Below are 17,571 nucleotides of genomic sequence, written 5' to 3' on the forward strand. Positions count from 1 at the left end.
AAAAAGGCAGCCCCTGTTGGGGCTGCGGATCAACCACGTTTCATTCACGCACGTTCCATCTGGATCTCTTTCACCACGATGTCGCCGTCGATCACGATCGGCTCGTCATCGAGAAATAGCGAGCAGTTGCGCATCGGAATATCGAGGTGGCAGGCCGTGTCGTTCGGGCCGCCGAGTTCGTTGTTCGGCCCGGTCGAGAACATCACGTTGCCATAGTAACTGCGCGGCTCCATACCCATGCCTCCGGGGAACGCACCGGGTGTCATGCCGTGCCACTTGGCCTGCGGATTCATGCCCCAGCCGACATGGCTCATGCCCATGCCGCGCGGGTCGTTGAAGGCCGCCATGTAGGATTTCACCAGCTCGGCATCGAGGCCACCGCGGATATCGGTAATCCAGCCCTTTTCGATGGTGTAGGTGATCGGATCGCGCACGTACATGTTCTGCGGCAGCAGGATATCGCCCGGTGCCACGACGATCTGGCCGTCCACGCCATCATCGTCGCCGCCGGTGAAGACGAAGCCCGAGGGCCAGTGGTCCCAGCGCCCGGGGGTATCAGTACAGGCGTATTCGGCAACGGTGGGATAGGTATTGAGCTTATAGGTCACGTCCGTGCCGTGCGGCGACGTGATCCGCATGGTCTTGGCGTTCGACAGCAGCTCGGCGGCGATCTCGACCTTCTCGCGCAGCTCGGGATACGGCAGCATGCGGGCCAGCAGTTCGGGCGGTTCCACCGCGGTCAGAATCCGCGTGCCCGCCTCCTGAATCGCGAACTGCTCCGGCGAGAACAGCAGGAAGATGCAGTCGATCAGCATGTCGCACTGCTTCAGCGCCTCGACCGCCTCGGGCAGCGCCGCCAGCCCAGTGACACCGACGTTCCATCCGCCCGTAGGCAGCGGCGCGGGCAGACGCATGTGGTACATATTGGCGCCCAGGCGTTGGCCCGCCGCCATGAAGGCATCGGCGTAATCGAGGCGCTCGTTGCCCTGTGTCAGCACTACGAGCTTCTCGCCTTCGTGTACGCCGGACATTTTCAATTGATGCAGGCAGATCTCGGTAAAGCTTGCTTGATCCATCAGTTGTTCCTCATTGTTCTTGGTCAAGTACCGCCGGTTTTCCGTAAGCCTTGTTGCCAATCGGCATGATGTGATCTCAGTAGGCGCCGGAGAGCAGCGCGCCGGCGCCGGGCACCACGGGGTCGAGATTAAGCGCCTTGAGCATCGCGTAGGTGGTGGCGATGGCGGCGGTGACCACCGGCTTGCCGGTCAGCGCCTCGACCTTGGGCACCGCGGCCAGCGACGGCATCTGCACGCAGGCGGAGAGCACGATGGCGTCGACGCCGCTGTAGTCGAGCCCGGCGACGATCTCCGGCAGGTTGGCCGGGTCGTGGCGCGCCACGTCGAGATTGTTGGGAATCTCCAGGGCACGGTAGTCGACCACCTCGACGCCTTCCTGACGGATGTAGTCCACCACCAGCTCAGTGAGCGGCTTCATGTAGGGCGCCACCACCACCACGCGCCGGGCCTTCATCACGCCGAGGGCATCGACCAGGGCGCCGGCGCTGGTCACCACCGGCGTGTCGTGGCCATTCTCTTCCGTGCGCGAGCGCAGACGCTGCTGCGACTCGCGGTGATAGCCCGGTCCCATCGACATGATCGCCACCAGGCAGGCGTAGCCCATCACATCCACGGCGGCGTCGGAGAGCTCCAGCGCGCAGCGGTCGGACTCGGCGTCCATCGCCGCCAGCTCATCCTTGCTCACCGTCTTCATGCGCATGCGACTGGAGTGGAAGGTAAAACGTTCCTCGGGGCGGATCAGCTGCCGTGCGGTGAGCATGGCGGGAATCTCGGTCTCCATGGTGATGTTGGAGCTGGGCACGATCTGGCCGATGCGGTAGTTGCGAGTCATGGCGCGCTCTCCTTAGAGCTTGGGTCCCAGGAAGTCCTCGAAGGCGGCGAAGAAGCCCTCGAAGTCGTCCCAGGGGATCATGTGGCCCGCGTTGGCGGCGGTGGTGATGCGAATCGACGGCAGCAGGCCGCGGATCTCTTCCTGGTCCTCGGCCTGGATCACCCCGCCTCGGCCGGCGCACATCAGCAGCGTGGGCACGCTCAGCCGGGGGAGGTCCTGATGGACATCCACGCTGTGGAACTCCTCAAAGGCCTGGACGATGGCCGGCTCGAAGCAGGTGTGCAGCCATTCGGCGCGCAGGCGCAGCTGCGCCTCGCTCCAGGTCGGGCAATAGTCGCGCATGGTGTCGATATCCGCGCCGCGCGTGCAGGCGCGGATCGAATCGACGTACCAGGGCAGCTTGCTGGGGTACGCGCGCCGCCCCGGGCCGGAGACCGGCGGGTCGATCAGCACCAGCTTTTCCACGTTCTTGGTGCCACGGCTCATGGCGCGCAGGGCGAAGCGCGCCCCCATCGAGTGGCCGGCGAGGATCACGTTCTCGAGCCCCAGCGCATCGATGAAGGCGATCACGTCGTCGGCGCAGGTGTCGGTGTCGTAGGCGAGCTCCGGCCCCGTCGAGGAGAGCCCACGGCCGCGCACGTCGAGCACGTAGGTGTCAAAGTGCTGGCCCAGGCGCTCGGCGACGAAGCCCCAGGTGATCGCCGGGCTGGTGATGCCGGGAATCAGCACCAGCGGCTGGCCGGTGGAAGCCGCATCGCCGCCGTAGCGTAGATAGTGCTGGCGGATGCCGCCCGCGTGAACGTTGGCGCCGTAGAGGTATGTCGTGGTCATCGTTGTCCTTGTTTGGTCTCTTGTGTGGCTTGGGTGAGAAACGCGAGGCTGGCGGCCTGCTCGCGCCGCGTGGCGAAGTCGAAGCGCGTGTCGAAGGCGGCGTCGAGGGCGCGGGTGGCCGCCTCGAACAGCGGCAGCGCCCGGTGCAGCGCCAGCGGCGGGCGGATGCGCTCCATGCTCCAGCACAGCTTCTCCTTCGCCCCCTCGATGGTGTAGATACCGCGCTGCACCCACTCCACCGCCAGCCAGTCGAATACCTCAAGAAAGGAGAGTGCATCGGCGGCCTGAAGGATGTCCGCCTCCCAACCGCCGCCGATCTCGTGGCGTAGAATCAGCCGCCGCACCTGGCGGCACAGCGTCGCCTCCGCGCCCTGCCCGCGCATCCACTCTTCGACGATGTCGGCGGAGCGGGTCGAGTGGGCAAAGAGGTAATCAGGATCGTCGAAGCCGTTGGTCGGCGTGCCGGTGGGCCCGCCCGGGAAGAAGCGCTCGGCGTCGTGGCTCAGCGCCGCGAACCTGAGTGCCTCGCTGGCCTGCCCCGCGCACAGCGCGACCACCCAGCTGCGGGTATTGAGTAGGTGTTCGAGCTGGTAGAAGCCATCGAGCCACTCCATCGCATCCTGCTCCAAGGCGGTGAAGTTCGAGTCAAAGTAGCGGCCGGGCGTGCAGAAATTCATGCGGCGGCTCCTTGTGTGCTTTCACGGGCGGCTTGCAGAGCACGCCACACGCTCTCAGGGGTGATCGGCAACGCTGAGAACTCGACGCCGTAATCGGCCAGCGCATCGCAGAGGGCATTGGCAATGGCCGCGCCGGGCGGAATGGTGCCCACCTCGCCCACGCCGCGCACGCCAAAGGTGGTTACCGGCGAGGGCACCTCGGTGTGCAGAAGCTCGATCGGCGGCACGTCGGCGGCGCGGGGCACGGCGTAGTCGAGCATCGAGCCGCTGAGTAGCTGGCCGGTGACAGCGTCGTAGCGCAACTCCTCGCCCAGCGCCGCGCCCAGCCCCTGCACCAGGGCGCCGCGCACCTGGCCTTCGACGATCATCGGATTCACTGCCACGCCGCAGTCGTGAACCATCACGAAGCGCTCGACGCTGAACTCGCCCGTTTCCGGGTCCACCGCCACCACCGCCGCCGCGGTGCCGAAGGAGAAGGCAGCGCTGGGCGGCTCGAAGTGGGCGGTGGTTTCCAGCCCCGGCGTCTCGTCGTGGGGAATGCCCTGGCCGAGAATCGCGCGGCTGAAGACATCGGAAAGCGGTACGCGCTTGTCGGCATCATCGCGGTGGCGCACCTCGTAGCCCTCGATCACCGCCTCCTCGGGAGCGATGCCCAGCGCCCAAGCGCCGAGGCGCAGCGTCTTGTCGCGGAAGGGCAGCGCCGCCTCGCGCAGAGCGCCGGCGGCGGCGATCAGAGTGCGCGAGGCGAAGGCACCGGTGTTGAGCGGCGAGCTGGCGGTATCGCCGCTATGCACCCGCACGGCGTCGAAGTCCACCCCCAGCACCTCGGCGCAGATCTGCGCGAAGGCGGTCTCACTGCTCTGGCCGATGGAAGAGACGCCGGTATAGAGGTCGATGGTGCCGGAGCGGTTGGCGCGCAGCGTCACGCTCTCGTGGGCACCGAACTTCGAGCCGCGATTGGCGAGAAAGCGCGCACTGGCGTAGCCGGTGCGCTCGACGAAAGAGGAGAGCCCGATGCCGAGGATACGCCCGTCGGGGCGCGGCACGCGGGGGCTGGCACGATGCGCGGCGTAGTCCACCGCCTCGGCGGCCATGCGCAGCGTACGGAGATAGTCGCCACTGTCGTAGACGGCACCGCTGGGCACCGTCCACGGCAGATCCTCCGGGCGCAGCATGTTCAGCTCGCGCAGCGCCAGAGGATCCTTGCCGAGCTTGCGCGCCAGGCGGTCCACCAGCACCTCCAGGGCAAAATTGACCTCCGGCTGGCCGTAGCCGCGATAGGCGCCTACCGGGGTCTTGTTGGTCATCGCCACGCGGCGCTCCACGGCGGCGTCCGCCACCCGGTAGGGGCCGGTGAAGATGACGCTGGAGAGCTGCGACGAGCCGAACGGCGAGTTCCAGCCCCCGATGTCGGTGGTGTAGGTGTTGGTCATCGCCACGAAGCGGCCCTCGGCATCCGCCGCCAGGCAGTAGTCGTGGATCGACTCGCGGCCGTGGGTGCTGGCGCGGAAGTGCTCCATGCGATCCTCGATCCACTTGACCGGGCGACGCAGCGCCATGGCGTGCAGGCTCGCCAGCACATCCTCGGGATAGACGCCGAGCTTCATGCCGAAGCCGCCACCGACATCCGAGGCCGAGACGCGGATGCACTCCTCGCCGATACGCAGCGACTCGGCGAGCTGCTTGCGCACCAGATGCGGCACTTGGGTAGAGGTATGGATCGAGAGCTCCCGCGCGCCGGGACGCCACACCGCCACCACGCCGCGCGTCTCCATCGGCAGCGGTGTGACCCGGCCGATGCGCATCCGGCTGCGGAGCACTACGTCGGCCGCCTCGATGCGTGCCTCCGGCTCGCCGGCGCGGTCACCGTTCGAGGCCAGCAGGTTCGAGGCCAGCGACTGCGGATGCAGCAGCGGCGCGCCCTCTTCCAGCGCCGCGATGGCGTCGCTGACGTGGGGCAGCGGCTCGTATTCGATCTCGATCAGTTCGATAGCATCCTCGGCCAGGGCGCGGCTTACTGCCACCACGCTCACCACCGGCTGGCCCTCGTAGGTCGCCTTATCCTGGGCCAGCGCGTAATAGGGTAGCTGCGGCGCACCGGGTACCGGACGCAGCACGGTAAGCGGCGCGCTCTGCTCACGCACCTGCTCGCCGGTGAGAACATGCTTGACGCCCTCCAATTCCAGTGCCCGGGAGACATCGATGGAGAGAATGCGGGCGTGAGGAAAAGGACAGCGTCCCACCGCCATTTCGAGCTGATGGGCGAACTGCACGTCGTCAGTGAAGCGACCATCGCCGCGCAGCAGCCGCTCATCCTCGGTGCGCGGCACGCTGGTGCCGATCAGGCGGTGCTTGAGGCTCTCCTCCTGCCGGGTTGTCTCCTTCGGTGCGGCCGGAGCTTCCACGAACTCGTTCATGCCTCGACCTCCACCACCTGCCCTTCGTTTTGTTGCAGCTGCAGATACTCTTCCACCGCGCGCACGATGCCCTCGTAGCCGGTACAGCGGCACAGCACGCCGCTGATCTCGTCACGGATCTGCTCGCGGCTCATCGGCTCGCCGCGCGCCGCGAGGCTGGTGGCCAGCATCAGGAAGCCTGGTGTGCAGAAGCCGCACTGCAAGCCGTGGTGGCGCTTGAACGCCTGCTGCAAGGCGTTGAGGTCGCCGTTCTCCTCGGCCAGCGACTCCACGGTGCGCACCTCGGCGCCGTCGAGCTGGGCGGCGAGCATCAGACACGACTTGACCGCCTGGCCGTCGACCATGACGGTGCACATGCCGCATACGCCCTGCTCGCAGCCGACATGGGTGCCGGTGCGCCCCAGCCGCTGGCGCAGGAAGTCCGCCGCGTGCATCCGGCTCGGCGCCCAGGCCCGCACGCTCTCGCCGTTAAGCGTGAGGGTGATCTCGTTCTCGTTAAGTGTCATCACATGTCTCCTCAGCTCACCTGCCACAGCACCAGCAGGCTCACCACCAACGCCGCTGCACTAAACACCGCCGAGAGCCTCGGCCAGAACTCGCCGGACACCGCCGCCGGCGTGGCGCTCGCGGCCCCCACAGCCGTCGATGTCTTGGCCGCCGGACGACGGTTGGCGACAGCAGCGGCAGCGGGCGCGGTGGGCGCGTCGCTTTCCTCGCCGGAGAGCGCCCGCTCGAGATTGCGGGTGAACTCCATCGTTACCTTCTCGGCCTGCCGGGTGATCACTTTCTGGCCCACGCTGCCCAGGGCCCCGCCCAGCGCCACCTCGCCGCTGACGGTGACGTGGGTATGGCCTGCTTCCTCGCGCAGCTCCACGCTGTTGGCAGCGCGGAAGTTGCCGATGGCGCCCTTCACCGCCTTGCCGGTGGAGGTGAAGCCGATGCGCTCAAAAGCCACGCGCTCGATGATGTGCACCCGCGCCTCGAAGGTGGCGGACATCGGCCCCAGCTTCTGGGTGACGGTGACCGCCACGTTGTCGTCGTCGAGCTGTTCGGCCCGCTTGACGCCGGGAATGCACTGCGCCACCTGCTCGAACTGCTCGAAGAACGCCCAGACCTTGCCGATGGGCTCGGCGACCTGGAACTGCTGTTCGAATTTCATCTGTTTTCCCTTGTTCTGGTGAGGAGCTCGGTAGCAGACGCCCGCGCGCGCAGCTGCTGCAGCGCCCGCCGCACGTGGACGGGAACGAGGTGCGTCCGGTACTCCGCCGTGGCGCGCATGTCGCTGGGCGGGTCGATGTCCTCCACGGTCAGGGCGGCGGCCTCGCGGATATCGTCATCCGTAAGCCGGGTGCCGGAAAGGCGCGCGCTCGCCGCCTCGGCCGGCACCGGCATGTCGCTGACGCCGCCCAGGCCGATGCGCAGATCGTGCCAGCAACCGTCGCTATCGCATTCGCCGGTGACCGCCACCGAAAGCACGCAGAAGTCACCGTGACGACGGGTCAGCTCGCTGAAGGCGAAGTGGCTGGGATGACGCGGAAAGCGGATTTCGGTCACCATCTCGTCGAATTCCAGGGCGGCGGCGTAGGAGCCGTCGTAGAACTCGCCCATGGCAATTTCCCGGCTCCCCCTGCCGCTCTCCACCCGCACCCGGGCACCGAGCACCAGGCAGCCCAGCGGCATCTCGGCGGTGGGGTCGCCCTGCACCAGGCTGCCGCCGAGGGTGCCGCGATTGCGCACCTGGCGGTCGCCGATATGGCGCACCATCTCGGCGAGTAGCGGCAGGCGGCTCGCCACCACCTCGGAACGTTCCAGACTGACATAGCGAGTCAGCGCGCCGATCCTGGTTTCTTCGAGATCGCCTTCACCTTCGGCCTCGATGCCATCGAGCCCCGGCACCTGGTTGACGTCGATCAACGCGCCCAGTCGCCATAGCCGCATGTTGAGCATCGGCATCAGGCTCTGGCCCCCGGCGAGCAGGCGCGCCTCGCCGGCGTATTCATCGAGCAGCGTCACCGCCTCGGCCACCGAGCCGGCACGGTGATAGAGAAAATCCGCCGCTTTCACCGTGACTCTCCCTGGGCCGCTTTCGCCGCGACCTTCACCCCGGCGAAGCGGGCCAGTACGCGGTTGACCGGCGACTGTTCCGCATCCACCAGACTCTTGGTCTCGCGGCGACTCCACACCGTCTCGGGGCGCACCTGAAGCACTCGCACCTCGCCACGCTCACTGACCGCCCACTCGATATCCTGGGGCGCGCCGCGCTGGCGCTCGATCTGCTTGGCGAGCTTCGCCAGTTCGAGTACCTGCTCGTCGCTGAGGCAAGGTGTCTGGCAGCGCTCGCCCTCCATCGGCATCAGAGCCACCTCTCCCGCCGCGGCGTCGAAGCAGTACGTTTCGGTCTGCGCTACCGTCTTGCGGTCGAGGATCTCCAGGGTCACTTTGTCGACGGTGAACTGGGCGGGGGTGATGTCGCCCTTGACGACACCCTCGCCGAGCCCCCAGCAGGCTTCCATCACGATCTTTGAACGGTCGCCGTTGAGCGGGTTGAGGGTGAACATCACCCCGGCGGCGCGGGCCTGGACCATCTGCTGGATGCCGACGCACATGCCGAAGTCCCCCGCCGCCACGGCGTTCGCGCCATCCACCCGGTAGGAGAGCACGGCGTCGCCGAACATCCCGGCCCAACAGGCACGGATATGGCGGATTACCGCATCGACACCGCAGATCCACAGATAAGTTTCGTACTGGCCAGCGAAGCTGGCGCCTTCCAGGTCTTCCGATTCACCGCTGGAGCGCACTGCCACTGGCGTCTCGCTGACGCCGGTGCGCTTCTCAAGCGCTGCGTAGCTCTCGCGGATCTGCGCTTCGAGTTCGGTCGACAGCGGGGCCGTCTTGATGCCCTCGACCAATTTGACGGTCTCGCCCTTGATCTCGTTGAGCACCATGTGTGGCGCCCGGGCACGAATGCGTGCCGCCTCCTCGGCCAGCCCGGTGGCGGCCATGAAGTGGCGATAGGCTGCGGTGGTGACGCCAAAGCCCGGCGGCACCGCCAGGCCGGCGGCGGTGGAATGCGCCAGGCTGGCGAACTTGCCGCCGAGCAGAGCGTTGCCGGGAGCCGAGGCGTCATCGAGCCACAGAATGTAGGGAGCCTGAGTCATTGTTGTGTCTCCTTGTCGAGTACGCGTACGATGCCTTCGTTGCCATCGACCTCGATCAGGTCGCCGGTGGTGATGCTAGTGGTGGCGAAGCCGGTGCCGACCACGGCGGGCAGGCCGTACTCACGCGAGATGATCGCAGTGTGAGCCATCATGCCGCCGACATCGGAAACCGCCGCGGCCACGCGCTGGAACACCGGCGCCCAACTCGGCGCGGTGATGCGGCAGACCAGAATCTCGTCGTCCTCAATGTCGTAGAGCTGGGCGAAGTCGGTAATCACCCGGGCGCGTCCGGTCACTTTGCCCGGCGAGGCGGCTACGCCGCGCAACTCGCCGTCCGCCGTAGCATCGACCCCCAGCCACTCATCGATAGTCTCTGGCGTGATGCCCCACAGCATGATGGTCAGCGGCTCGGTAATGCTCTCCGGCGGCACGCCCAGGGCGGGCGGCGGTGACCAGCGGCACAGGGTATCGCGAATCTGCTTGCGGCGGGCAATCAGAGGCCGCCAGTAGACTTCGCCGCGCGGCGGCGTGCCCACCGCCCAGCCGATCAGCACGTCGTAGAGGGCGTCGTAGATCTCGTGGCGATGGAGATAGAAGACATCCTCGCGGTCGTCGAAGAAGTTGTGTGCAACGAATACATCGCCCAGCTCACGGACCTTCTCCCAGAACAGCGAGTGGTGCCAGTGCTCGACGTAGAAGTTATGGTCCTCGACGAAGGGATAGACCTTGCGCGCCAGCTCGACCAGGCCGTCGAAGGCTTCGCGATCGGCGTCGGTGGGCAACAGCTCGCGATATTCGGCGGTGACGCGGGTGCGCTTTTCGAGGATTTCGTCCAGCGGGCGGCGGATATCCTCGCCGCTCTTCAGCGCCTTGATGTAGCCGCGCAGCGCCGAGAACGGCAGGCGCGGGTCGTTCATCCACACCGGATCCTCGTGGGTATAGCCCACGCCGGTGGAGAACCAGAACCAAGGGTCGCGGGCTTCTTCATAGGCGGCCAGCCACTTGTCGCCGTTGGGCGCGGCCTTGATGGCGTCGAGCATCGCCTCGGGAACCTCATTGATGAGCACTACCTCGTCGAGGCCCAGCTCCACAGCCAGCTCAGCCAGGCCGCGCACCTCGTCGTCGGGACGGAACAGCAGAATGTCGATGCCGGAGACCATGTGGGTGATGGTCTGGTCGCTGATGCCGGGGAAGGCCTCCTGGCAGAATTCACGGAAGGTAAGATAGGCGCCGTAGCCGAGATTGAGCATCTCGAAGTGGTAGGAGCCCATCTCCAGCATGTTCTGGATCAGGGTGTTGTAGGCGGTGAGCAGGTCGTGGGAGGAGTAGAGGCCACGATGGCTGAAGACTTGTTCCTCCGGCACCAGCTCCGGCAGCGGCTTGAACTCGATCGCCTTGAGGCGCTCGATGCAGTCCCGCGCCTTGGTCACCCACTCCTCATAGATGGTGTCCCAGTTCTCGTAGTAGTGGCCGGCGCGAGCGTTGAAGTGCTCGGCGCGCTTGGCGACTTCATCCGGGTCGGTGACGGCGTTGGGGCTGATGTAGAGATAACCGTTGATGATGCGGTGGTCGATGCCGCGCGCCAGTGGAATCGGCCAGACCTTGTTCGACATTTGGCTGGCTGCTACCCACCAGTTTTCGGTCATGATGGTGTCGAAGGGATAGAGCGGCGCCGGGCTGTGCATACCGTCGAAGAACCATAGCTTCTCGTCTTCCATCTCAAGGCGCTCTGGACTTAACAGCGCGTAGTAGGGATAGAGCTCCTCCCAGCCTTCGGCGCCTTCGGGCGTGGCGACATCGAACGGGCTCGTGAAGCGGGCCTTCGAAGGAGACTGCAGCGGAGGAACCTGCTCGAGTGCGGTCTGTTGCATGGTCTTTCCTCTTTATCGTTGTGCTTATAGGTATCTGGGTATCGCTTATCGTTATGCTTATTGTTCCGATGCCTTCACGCCGGCATCGGCAGGCACTACTGCGCTGTGCACAGCATGTGGCCTCTCCTTACACCAATCTCAACCAGGCGTTTCGTAGAGGTCACTCGCCATCTACCGCCACCATAGATGGTATACCATTTTTTTCGTTGCGCAACCCGGGGGAGACGCATAGTCTACATACGATGGTATACCATCGTTTCGATTACCCGCTCAACCGCTGGCTGCCCTACCGGCAGTGCGGCACAGGAAGTGCGGGAGCGAAAGATCGCACGGCGTGAACAACAACAACCAGATGATCGCGCTCAGGCCCCGCCGGGGCTGGCGCACGGTGTGCTCTACTAGGAGGAGCCATGATGGAAATATTCCAAGAACAAATATCGACCGACTATATCCTGCTGACGTTCATCTATATGGTCGGAGCGCTCAGCGTGCTGCTGGTGGTGCTGGGACTAGGCTTCATCGACATGGGACTGGTGCGGGCGCGCAACGTGCTCGATACCTGGGTACAGAAGCTGACGGCGGCGATGGTCGGTGGTTTCGGCACTATGCTATTTGGCTATGGGCTGTGGGAATGGCAGTTTAACCAGGCCTTCGATGTGCCGAACGCGCTCTACAGTGCGCTCCAGGCATGGTGGATCGGCGGCCCGGCGGCCAGCACGCCGGCGATGCTGCTCGATCCGGCCGTAGTCCCCGAGGCGGATGTTCTGCAGGTCTTTCTGGTCTTCTTCGTGACATTCACGATGGCGACCATGGCACTGATCCACAGCAGCGCGATCGAGCGCATCAAAGCCAAGGCGCTCTATATCATGGCATTCATCATCGGCGCGCTACTCTCACCGTTAGTCGGCTACCTGTGCTGGGGGCCGCTATCACCGTTGACCAACAGTGGCGTCCATGACTTCGAAGGTGTCTTTCCGCTCTACATTTTCTCCGGCACCTGGTCACTGGTACTCGCCTGGCGCTTGGGGCCACGGCGCGGCGCCTTCGGCCAGGATCCCGCCGGGCTCAGCCCCATCCCCAGCAATTACGGCTTCGTCGCCGCCGGCGTGATGTTCATCATGTTCGCGCTGCCGTTCATCGCTGTCGGCTCAACCTTCATCATTCCCGATAAGGGCGTCTACGGTATCTCCTTCACCCAGACCGGGCTCGGCCTGATCCTGATCAACATGTTCGCCGCTCTGCTCAGCGGCGGTCTCGTCGGGGCAATCATCGGCTACATGCATCGCGAGCCACGCTGGGTCTTCCTCGGTCCGATCGCCGGCGCGGTGATGAGCGGCACCCTGTTCGACATCGGCACGCCGCTGCAGGCGATGGCATTCGGCACGCTCGGTCCGCTGGTCGCGCTCACTACCGCCAAGCTGGTCTATCGCCTCGGCATCGATGAGCAGAAGGTCGTGCCGCTGGCGCTCGGCCCCGGTGTCGTCGGTGCGCTGCTGGTCGGCTTTTTGCACTGGGGCACACCGACCGGTGGCTATCCCGGTCTTAGCGGCGAGTACGCGCTGGGCCACGCCCAGATCACACCGTGGTGGCAGCTGGCTGGCATCGCTGCCACCATGGCGGTGGCGGGCATTCCGGCGCTCATCCTCTGCCTCATTCTCGAAAAGCTGGGTCAGCTGCGGGTATCGCCTGAAACGGAGATGATTGGCCTCGATGCCGCACACTGGGGCGTGGCGAACTGCGGTGACGATCTCGCTGACGACAGTGTTCGAGAAATAGCGAGTACTATAGCGATGACCACAGGCACGGCTGGGCGTGACGGTACACAGGCGGGTGTAGTAAGCTAATAAAAAGGCATTGCCTCAACCCGACCTAACATGACGGCCCCTGGTGACATCACTGTCATCAGGGGCCGTCGTATCATGCTCAGTTATTATGAGAATGCTACGCTTATACTTTAGAAACATTAAGCCAGCTCAACACTGATGCCATACAGTAAATTGAAGAAGCTGATCAGCGAATTCGACCAGGGACTGAGTAGCCGTTCCATCTCCTCACGTCGAAGTGAAGGCGTTGCGCACGTGATTCGCAGAGCCATTCTCGCCGGGGACATTCTGCCTGGGGAGCCAATACGAGAGCGAAATCTCGCCGCTGAGTTGCAGATTAGTCGTACGCCCGTTCGTGAGGCTCTGTTTATTCTTCAGGGTGAAGGGTTGGTGACGCTAAGTCATAACCGCGGCGCTTATGTCACGCCCTTTACTACCGGCGATATCGAGCAGATTTACTCACTCCGTCGCTTACTGGAGTCGCACGCGGCTCGCTGTGCAGCCCAGCATCACAACCAAGCCCAGCTCGACGCAATCGCCGAGACGCTGGCCGTTCATCGCCAGCTCGATAGTCGCGCCACCCCCATGGAGCAGGCCCAGGCCGATCTTGCTTTCCACGAAGCGATCGCCGCTGCCGCTGGCAGCCAGATGCTGCTAACCATTGCCCATCAGGTACTGGCCGTCACCTTCACGCTGCGCTCGCGCTACACCTATAGCACCACCTATGCGAAGCAGGTCTATCGTCGTCACCGCGCCATTTTCAAGGCGATAGAGGCCGGCAATGCCGAGGCGGCCGGCACGCTGATGGCCGAGCATGTGACCCAGTCCAGCGAACTGGCACTTCAGCGCTTAGCTAAAGCAGTTCCCCCTATGAATGAGACTGCCCAGCCACAGAAAACGTCACCATTCGACGATAAAATTGTCGAGCAGTCCAACACCTAATGCAGGCGTGGGCTTGATCAGACGCAACTGGCACTGGCAAGGAAAGCAAATTGCGATAACAGAAGGCTACTTCAGCGTATCAATTCATCGGGTACGGTCAGTCTCTTCGTTTCCCGCCAGTGGCTGACAAGACGCGACACCCCCTCGGTGGCACTTGTAGCGAGAGGAATAACGCCCTTGGCAGCAAGCTGCTCAGCGTTAGGATCGACAAGAATGCACGGCGCATCCAGTGGCGCTTCATTGATCAGTGCCGCGGCAGGCATCACCGCCAGAGATGTGCCAACTACCAGCACCATGTCAGCCGAAGCGATGATATCGCATGCCGTGGCGTAAAGGGGCACATCCTCACCGAACCAGACAACATGAGGACGCAGTTGGCTCCCTTGGTCGCATAAATCGCCTATAGCAATATCATTGCCCTCAAGGCGATACACCAGGCGGGGATTGATGCTGGAGCGCGCTTTCATTATCTCGCCATGTAGATGAATTACATCGCTCGACCCAGCACGCTCATGCAGATCATCGATATTCTGAGTCAGGATACTGACACGAAAGCCGCTGTTTTCAAGATCAACGAGCGCCTCGTGAGCGGCGTTGGGGCTAGTTTCCCTCACCTGTTTGCGGCGTTCATTATAAAAGCGCAGCACTACCTCGGGATGACGCTCCCATCCGCTAGGCGTCGCGACCTCTTCAATATGATACTCTTCCCATAGCCCGTTACCGTCTCGAAACGTACGGATGCCACTCTCGGCACTAATCCCCGCGCCGGAAAGCACTACCAAATGCGGCATATTTTTTATCCTGCTCAATTGAAAGACGCCGTTTCGACTCGAAACCGATATTCAGAACCATCGCAACGACCGCTGAATGCATACGCTTGCCTGAAGCAAGATCCATCAGCACCCGATCATGTCGGTAAATTGACAAAATCTTATCAAAAGAAGCTGATGACGACACATTCTCTTTAATGAATGTTTGGCGTCACGCTCCCCCCAACTGAAACACAATAATCGCGATCGTCATCACTAGCGCACATACCAAACGCTGATAGAACAGCTTGCCGCGTTGCAGCGTATCGGTGAGCCCAAGCCCCAGACGGGTCGCCACGACCGCGACAGCAATTGAGAGCACCCCACGCGCTGACTGCAGGATATTGGCATGAACTGCCCCCAGCTGTGCAAAGGTCACAAACAGCAGCATCATCGAGCCAAACCAGGTGACCGCCAGCGGCCAGGTCGCCAGCACCTTTTTCCAGGCGCTCTTTTTTAGACTGGCCCCGACCGGCAGAACAATCAAACCATTGGTAAAATAGACAATACAGACGGCCAGCAGGACACCATGCATTCCAGGAACACCGAGATTTCGTGTCAGGCCAACGACCCCCAGGTCCGCACCAGAATAGCCAAGAACAGCCAGTACTAGCCATCCCAGCGCTTTGGGACGCAGCATGCCGCCGGCCAGACTCATGGCCACAGCACCGCCACCACAGGCTGCTACTGCCAGCCACTGCAACGTACTTAATACCTCACTGGCAAAAAATGTCGTAATCAATGCCAGTGATACCACCTTGAGGCCGAGCAATGGCGAAACGCGTGAGGCGACATCACGCCGCAATGCTGCAAACAAGGCGGCCTGCCCGAGCAGATAGAAGCCGGTTGCGGCGCTGAGCGGCCCGATGAAATCCATCAACGGTGCAGCGTCGGGTGTCCACAGCAGGATCAATCCGACAAAGGAGGCCAAGCCCATCAAGATGTGGCTGAATACCAGCATGGCCCGTGATGAAAGGCCATGTTTAAGCCTGACATGCGCGGCCATGTAGTAGTACATGGCCTGGCATAGCGCGCCAAGCAATCCGGTAATTACCGCAATAGTTGCCATTCAAGTATCCCAGTAGAACATTTCAAGTAATAAGGTGTCATAGTAGCGCCCTGCCGAACCTCCACTCATCTCTTCTGTCAGATTCGCCATGTTCGCTCCTTTGCCTATCGTCTATCGCGACGACGCGCTTATCGTCGTGCATAAGCCTAGCGGTGCCCTGGTTCACCGCAGTGCGCTTGACCGCAATGCACCGCAAATTGTCTTGCAGCAGCTACGTGACCAGATCGGCCAGCGAGTCTATCCTGTTCATCGTCTTGACCGGCCGACGTCAGGGCTCTTGCTTTTCGGGCTTAATTCCAGTATCACAGCCGCGCTCGCCGAGGAATTCAGCCAGCATCGCGTCCATAAGCGCTATCTTGCTGTGGTACGCGGAATCGGCCCGCAGGAGGCCCAGCTTGACTGGCCGCTTCGTGAAGAGGACGGTAAACGTCCCAAGCATGAGATGCCTGCCATGGCGGCGGTCACCCATGTGAAGAGACTCGACAGTGTGGAACTGACTGTTCACGTCGATCGCTATCCGACGAGCCGCTATTCGCTGATGGAAGCGGTGCCGCTGACAGGCAGACGCCATCAGATTCGGCGCCACTTGAGTCACTGTGGTCATCCGATCATCGGCGATGCCAAGCATGGCAAAGGCGTGCATAACCGCTTCTTCCGTGACCGGCTCGATGCCGGTCGACTCCTGCTCGCTGCCGTAGGCCTGACGATCTGGCATCCGGTCATCGGGCGCACCTTGTGCTTGAGCGCGCCGGTCGAAGCCAACTTCGCCGTGTTACTTAACCGCTTCGGCTGGGCGCAACATAATCCAGTCGCTCACGTCGCCTGGCAGGATACAGCGCCAGCATTGACAGCATCACTTAAGACGCATGACGGTCTTCTTGAGCCTTCCGCTCTCACCAGGAACGCTACTCGCGAGAACATCGAATGAGCCACGATTTCACCACACAAGGTCAACATCACCCTCAAGGCGAGCAGGACAGCAGCCAGCCGAGCGACACTCAGCAGGATTATGATTTTCGCTTTGGTGGCATTCGCAGGCTCTATGGCCGGGCCACTGTATCGAATATAGCCCAGGCTCACGTTGTCGTGGTCGGTGTCGGCGGTGTCGGCAGTTGGACCGTCGAAGCGCTGGCTCGCTCTGGCATCGGCAAGCTGACACTAATTGACCTTGACGATGTCTGCGTATCCAACATCAACCGCCAGTTGCACGCCCTTGATGGCACCATTGGCCGCCCGAAGGTCGAGGTGCTGGCCGAACGCGCCCGCGCCATTCATCCCGGCATCCACATCGAGGCCGTCACCGCCTTCGTGACGCCGACTAATGTTGCCGAGCGTATCCCTCTCGATGCTGACCATATTGTCGATGCGATCGACAGCGTCAGCGCCAAGACCGCGTTGATCGCCTACTGCAAGCGCAACAAACTGCCGATTACTGTCATTGGCGGTGCGGGAGGATTGATCGATCCGACACGTATTCGTGTCACTGATCTCACCCGTACCGAGCACGACCCGCTTTTGGCCAAGGTCAGATCAAAACTGCGTCGCGATTATAATTATTCACGTAATCCCAAGCGTCGGTTCTCGATTGCCTGCGTTTTTTCCGACGAACAGCGCCGCTATCCCGATAGCAATGGTGATGTCTGCGTACGCAAACCGACCAGCGGTGAGGCAACACGACTCGATTGCGCGTCAGGGTTCGGTGCGGCCACCTTCGTCACCGGCACCTTTGGCTTCATTGCCGCTGCTCGTGTCATTGCCCAACTCAACGAATTGGCGCAGCGTACCTCCTCCCTGCACGACGATGATGCCCACCAAGGAGAATCTTATGCACGAGACGACGTTCCTGAAGCCCGGGATCTACAGACACTATAAGGGCCAGGACTACGAAGTGCTGGGCGTGGCACACCACAGCGAAAGCGAAGAGGCCTTGGTGGTCTATCGTGCTCTGTATGGTGACTACGGCCTGTGGGTAAGGCCACTGGCCATGTTTACCGAAACCGTGGACGTTCAAGGTGAACCAGTATCACGCTTTGAACTGATCAAGACATTCACATGACGCTTTAATC

General features: G+C 62.9%; 17 protein-coding genes. 5 read left to right on the forward strand and 12 right to left on the reverse strand.

Annotated elements, in window-relative coordinates:
- Window positions 1-44: 44 nt before the first annotated feature.
- The 10 genes from C3Z11_RS02175 to C3Z11_RS02220 all read right to left on the reverse strand — a co-directional run bounded on the left by C3Z11_RS02175 (window position 45) and on the right by C3Z11_RS02220 (window position 10,862).
- A complete protein-coding gene (locus C3Z11_RS02175) occupies window positions 45-1,076 on the reverse strand; it encodes a M29 family metallopeptidase (protein WP_106475890.1) in 1,032 nt (343 codons plus the stop codon).
- A 76-nt stretch (window positions 1,077-1,152) separates the two neighbouring features.
- Complete coding sequence (locus tag C3Z11_RS02180; RefSeq protein WP_106475891.1) at window positions 1,153-1,908, reverse strand: maleate cis-trans isomerase family protein; 756 nt, start codon at window positions 1,906-1,908, stop codon at window positions 1,153-1,155.
- A gap of 12 nt (window positions 1,909-1,920) precedes the next feature.
- Window positions 1,921-2,739, reverse strand: a complete 819-nt coding sequence (locus C3Z11_RS02185; protein WP_106475892.1) for an alpha/beta fold hydrolase — start codon at window positions 2,737-2,739, stop codon at window positions 1,921-1,923.
- Entirely contained in the window at window positions 2,736-3,416 is a 681-nt protein-coding gene (locus C3Z11_RS02190; protein ID WP_106475893.1) for a hypothetical protein, read from the reverse strand. The genes C3Z11_RS02185 and C3Z11_RS02190 overlap by 4 nt, the downstream gene beginning before the upstream one ends.
- A complete protein-coding gene (locus C3Z11_RS02195; RefSeq protein WP_106475894.1) occupies window positions 3,413-5,833 on the reverse strand; it encodes a xanthine dehydrogenase family protein molybdopterin-binding subunit in 2,421 nt (806 codons plus the stop codon). Before C3Z11_RS02195 ends, C3Z11_RS02190 begins: the two co-directional genes overlap by 4 nt.
- Complete coding sequence (locus C3Z11_RS02200) at window positions 5,830-6,339, reverse strand: (2Fe-2S)-binding protein (protein WP_106475895.1); 510 nt, start codon at window positions 6,337-6,339, stop codon at window positions 5,830-5,832. The genes C3Z11_RS02195 and C3Z11_RS02200 overlap by 4 nt, the downstream gene beginning before the upstream one ends.
- 11 nt (window positions 6,340-6,350) lie before the next feature.
- Complete coding sequence (locus C3Z11_RS02205) at window positions 6,351-6,992, reverse strand: CoxG family protein (RefSeq protein WP_106475896.1); 642 nt, start codon at window positions 6,990-6,992, stop codon at window positions 6,351-6,353.
- Window positions 6,989-7,897, reverse strand: coding sequence for an FAD binding domain-containing protein (locus tag C3Z11_RS02210; RefSeq protein WP_106475897.1), 909 nt, complete (start codon window positions 7,895-7,897; stop codon window positions 6,989-6,991). The genes C3Z11_RS02205 and C3Z11_RS02210 overlap by 4 nt, the downstream gene beginning before the upstream one ends.
- Window positions 7,894-8,991 carry a PEP/pyruvate-binding domain-containing protein gene (locus tag C3Z11_RS02215; protein ID WP_106475898.1) on the reverse strand — a complete coding sequence of 366 codons (1,098 nt, stop codon included), beginning with the start codon at window positions 8,989-8,991 and terminating at the stop codon, window positions 7,894-7,896. The genes C3Z11_RS02210 and C3Z11_RS02215 overlap by 4 nt, the downstream gene beginning before the upstream one ends.
- A complete protein-coding gene (locus C3Z11_RS02220) occupies window positions 8,988-10,862 on the reverse strand; it encodes a PEP-utilizing enzyme (RefSeq protein WP_106475899.1) in 1,875 nt (624 codons plus the stop codon). Before C3Z11_RS02220 ends, C3Z11_RS02215 begins: the two co-directional genes overlap by 4 nt.
- Window positions 10,863-11,272: 410 nt before the next feature.
- On the opposite strand from C3Z11_RS02220, the gene C3Z11_RS02225 reads away from it, so the two are divergent.
- Entirely contained in the window at window positions 11,273-12,706 is a 1,434-nt protein-coding gene (locus C3Z11_RS02225) for an ammonium transporter (protein WP_262927183.1), read from the forward strand.
- 138 nt (window positions 12,707-12,844) lie between these two features.
- Window positions 12,845-13,627, forward strand: a complete 783-nt coding sequence (locus C3Z11_RS02230) for a GntR family transcriptional regulator (protein WP_106475900.1) — start codon at window positions 12,845-12,847, stop codon at window positions 13,625-13,627.
- 71 nt (window positions 13,628-13,698) lie between these two features.
- Here C3Z11_RS02230 and C3Z11_RS02235 read toward each other — a convergent pair whose 3' ends face one another.
- Together C3Z11_RS02235 and C3Z11_RS02240 are read right to left on the reverse strand one after the other, a co-directional pair.
- Entirely contained in the window at window positions 13,699-14,418 is a 720-nt protein-coding gene (locus tag C3Z11_RS02235) for an SIR2 family NAD-dependent protein deacylase (protein ID WP_262927184.1), read from the reverse strand.
- Window positions 14,419-14,608: 190 nt separating this feature from the next.
- Window positions 14,609-15,505, reverse strand: a complete 897-nt coding sequence (locus C3Z11_RS02240) for a hypothetical protein (protein ID WP_106475901.1) — start codon at window positions 15,503-15,505, stop codon at window positions 14,609-14,611.
- An 88-nt stretch (window positions 15,506-15,593) separates the two neighbouring features.
- On the opposite strand from C3Z11_RS02240, the gene C3Z11_RS02245 reads away from it, so the two are divergent.
- The 3 genes from C3Z11_RS02245 to C3Z11_RS02255 are packed head-to-tail and all read left to right on the forward strand — an operon-like array spanning window position 15,594 to window position 17,561.
- Window positions 15,594-16,433 (forward strand): pseudouridine synthase, encoded by an 840-nt coding sequence (locus C3Z11_RS02245; protein WP_106475902.1) that lies wholly within the window; start codon window positions 15,594-15,596, stop codon window positions 16,431-16,433.
- Window positions 16,430-17,377 (forward strand): tRNA cyclic N6-threonylcarbamoyladenosine(37) synthase TcdA, encoded by a 948-nt coding sequence (tcdA, locus tag C3Z11_RS02250; protein ID WP_106475903.1) that lies wholly within the window; start codon window positions 16,430-16,432, stop codon window positions 17,375-17,377. The genes C3Z11_RS02245 and tcdA overlap by 4 nt, the downstream gene beginning before the upstream one ends.
- A complete protein-coding gene (locus tag C3Z11_RS02255) occupies window positions 17,331-17,561 on the forward strand; it encodes a DUF1653 domain-containing protein (RefSeq protein WP_106475904.1) in 231 nt (76 codons plus the stop codon). Before tcdA ends, C3Z11_RS02255 begins: the two co-directional genes overlap by 47 nt.
- Window positions 17,562-17,571 lie beyond the last annotated feature (10 nt).

Origin of the sequence: Phytohalomonas tamaricis, from assembly GCF_003012345.1 — a bacterium.
Lineage (GTDB): Bacteria > Pseudomonadota > Gammaproteobacteria > Pseudomonadales > Halomonadaceae > Phytohalomonas > Phytohalomonas tamaricis.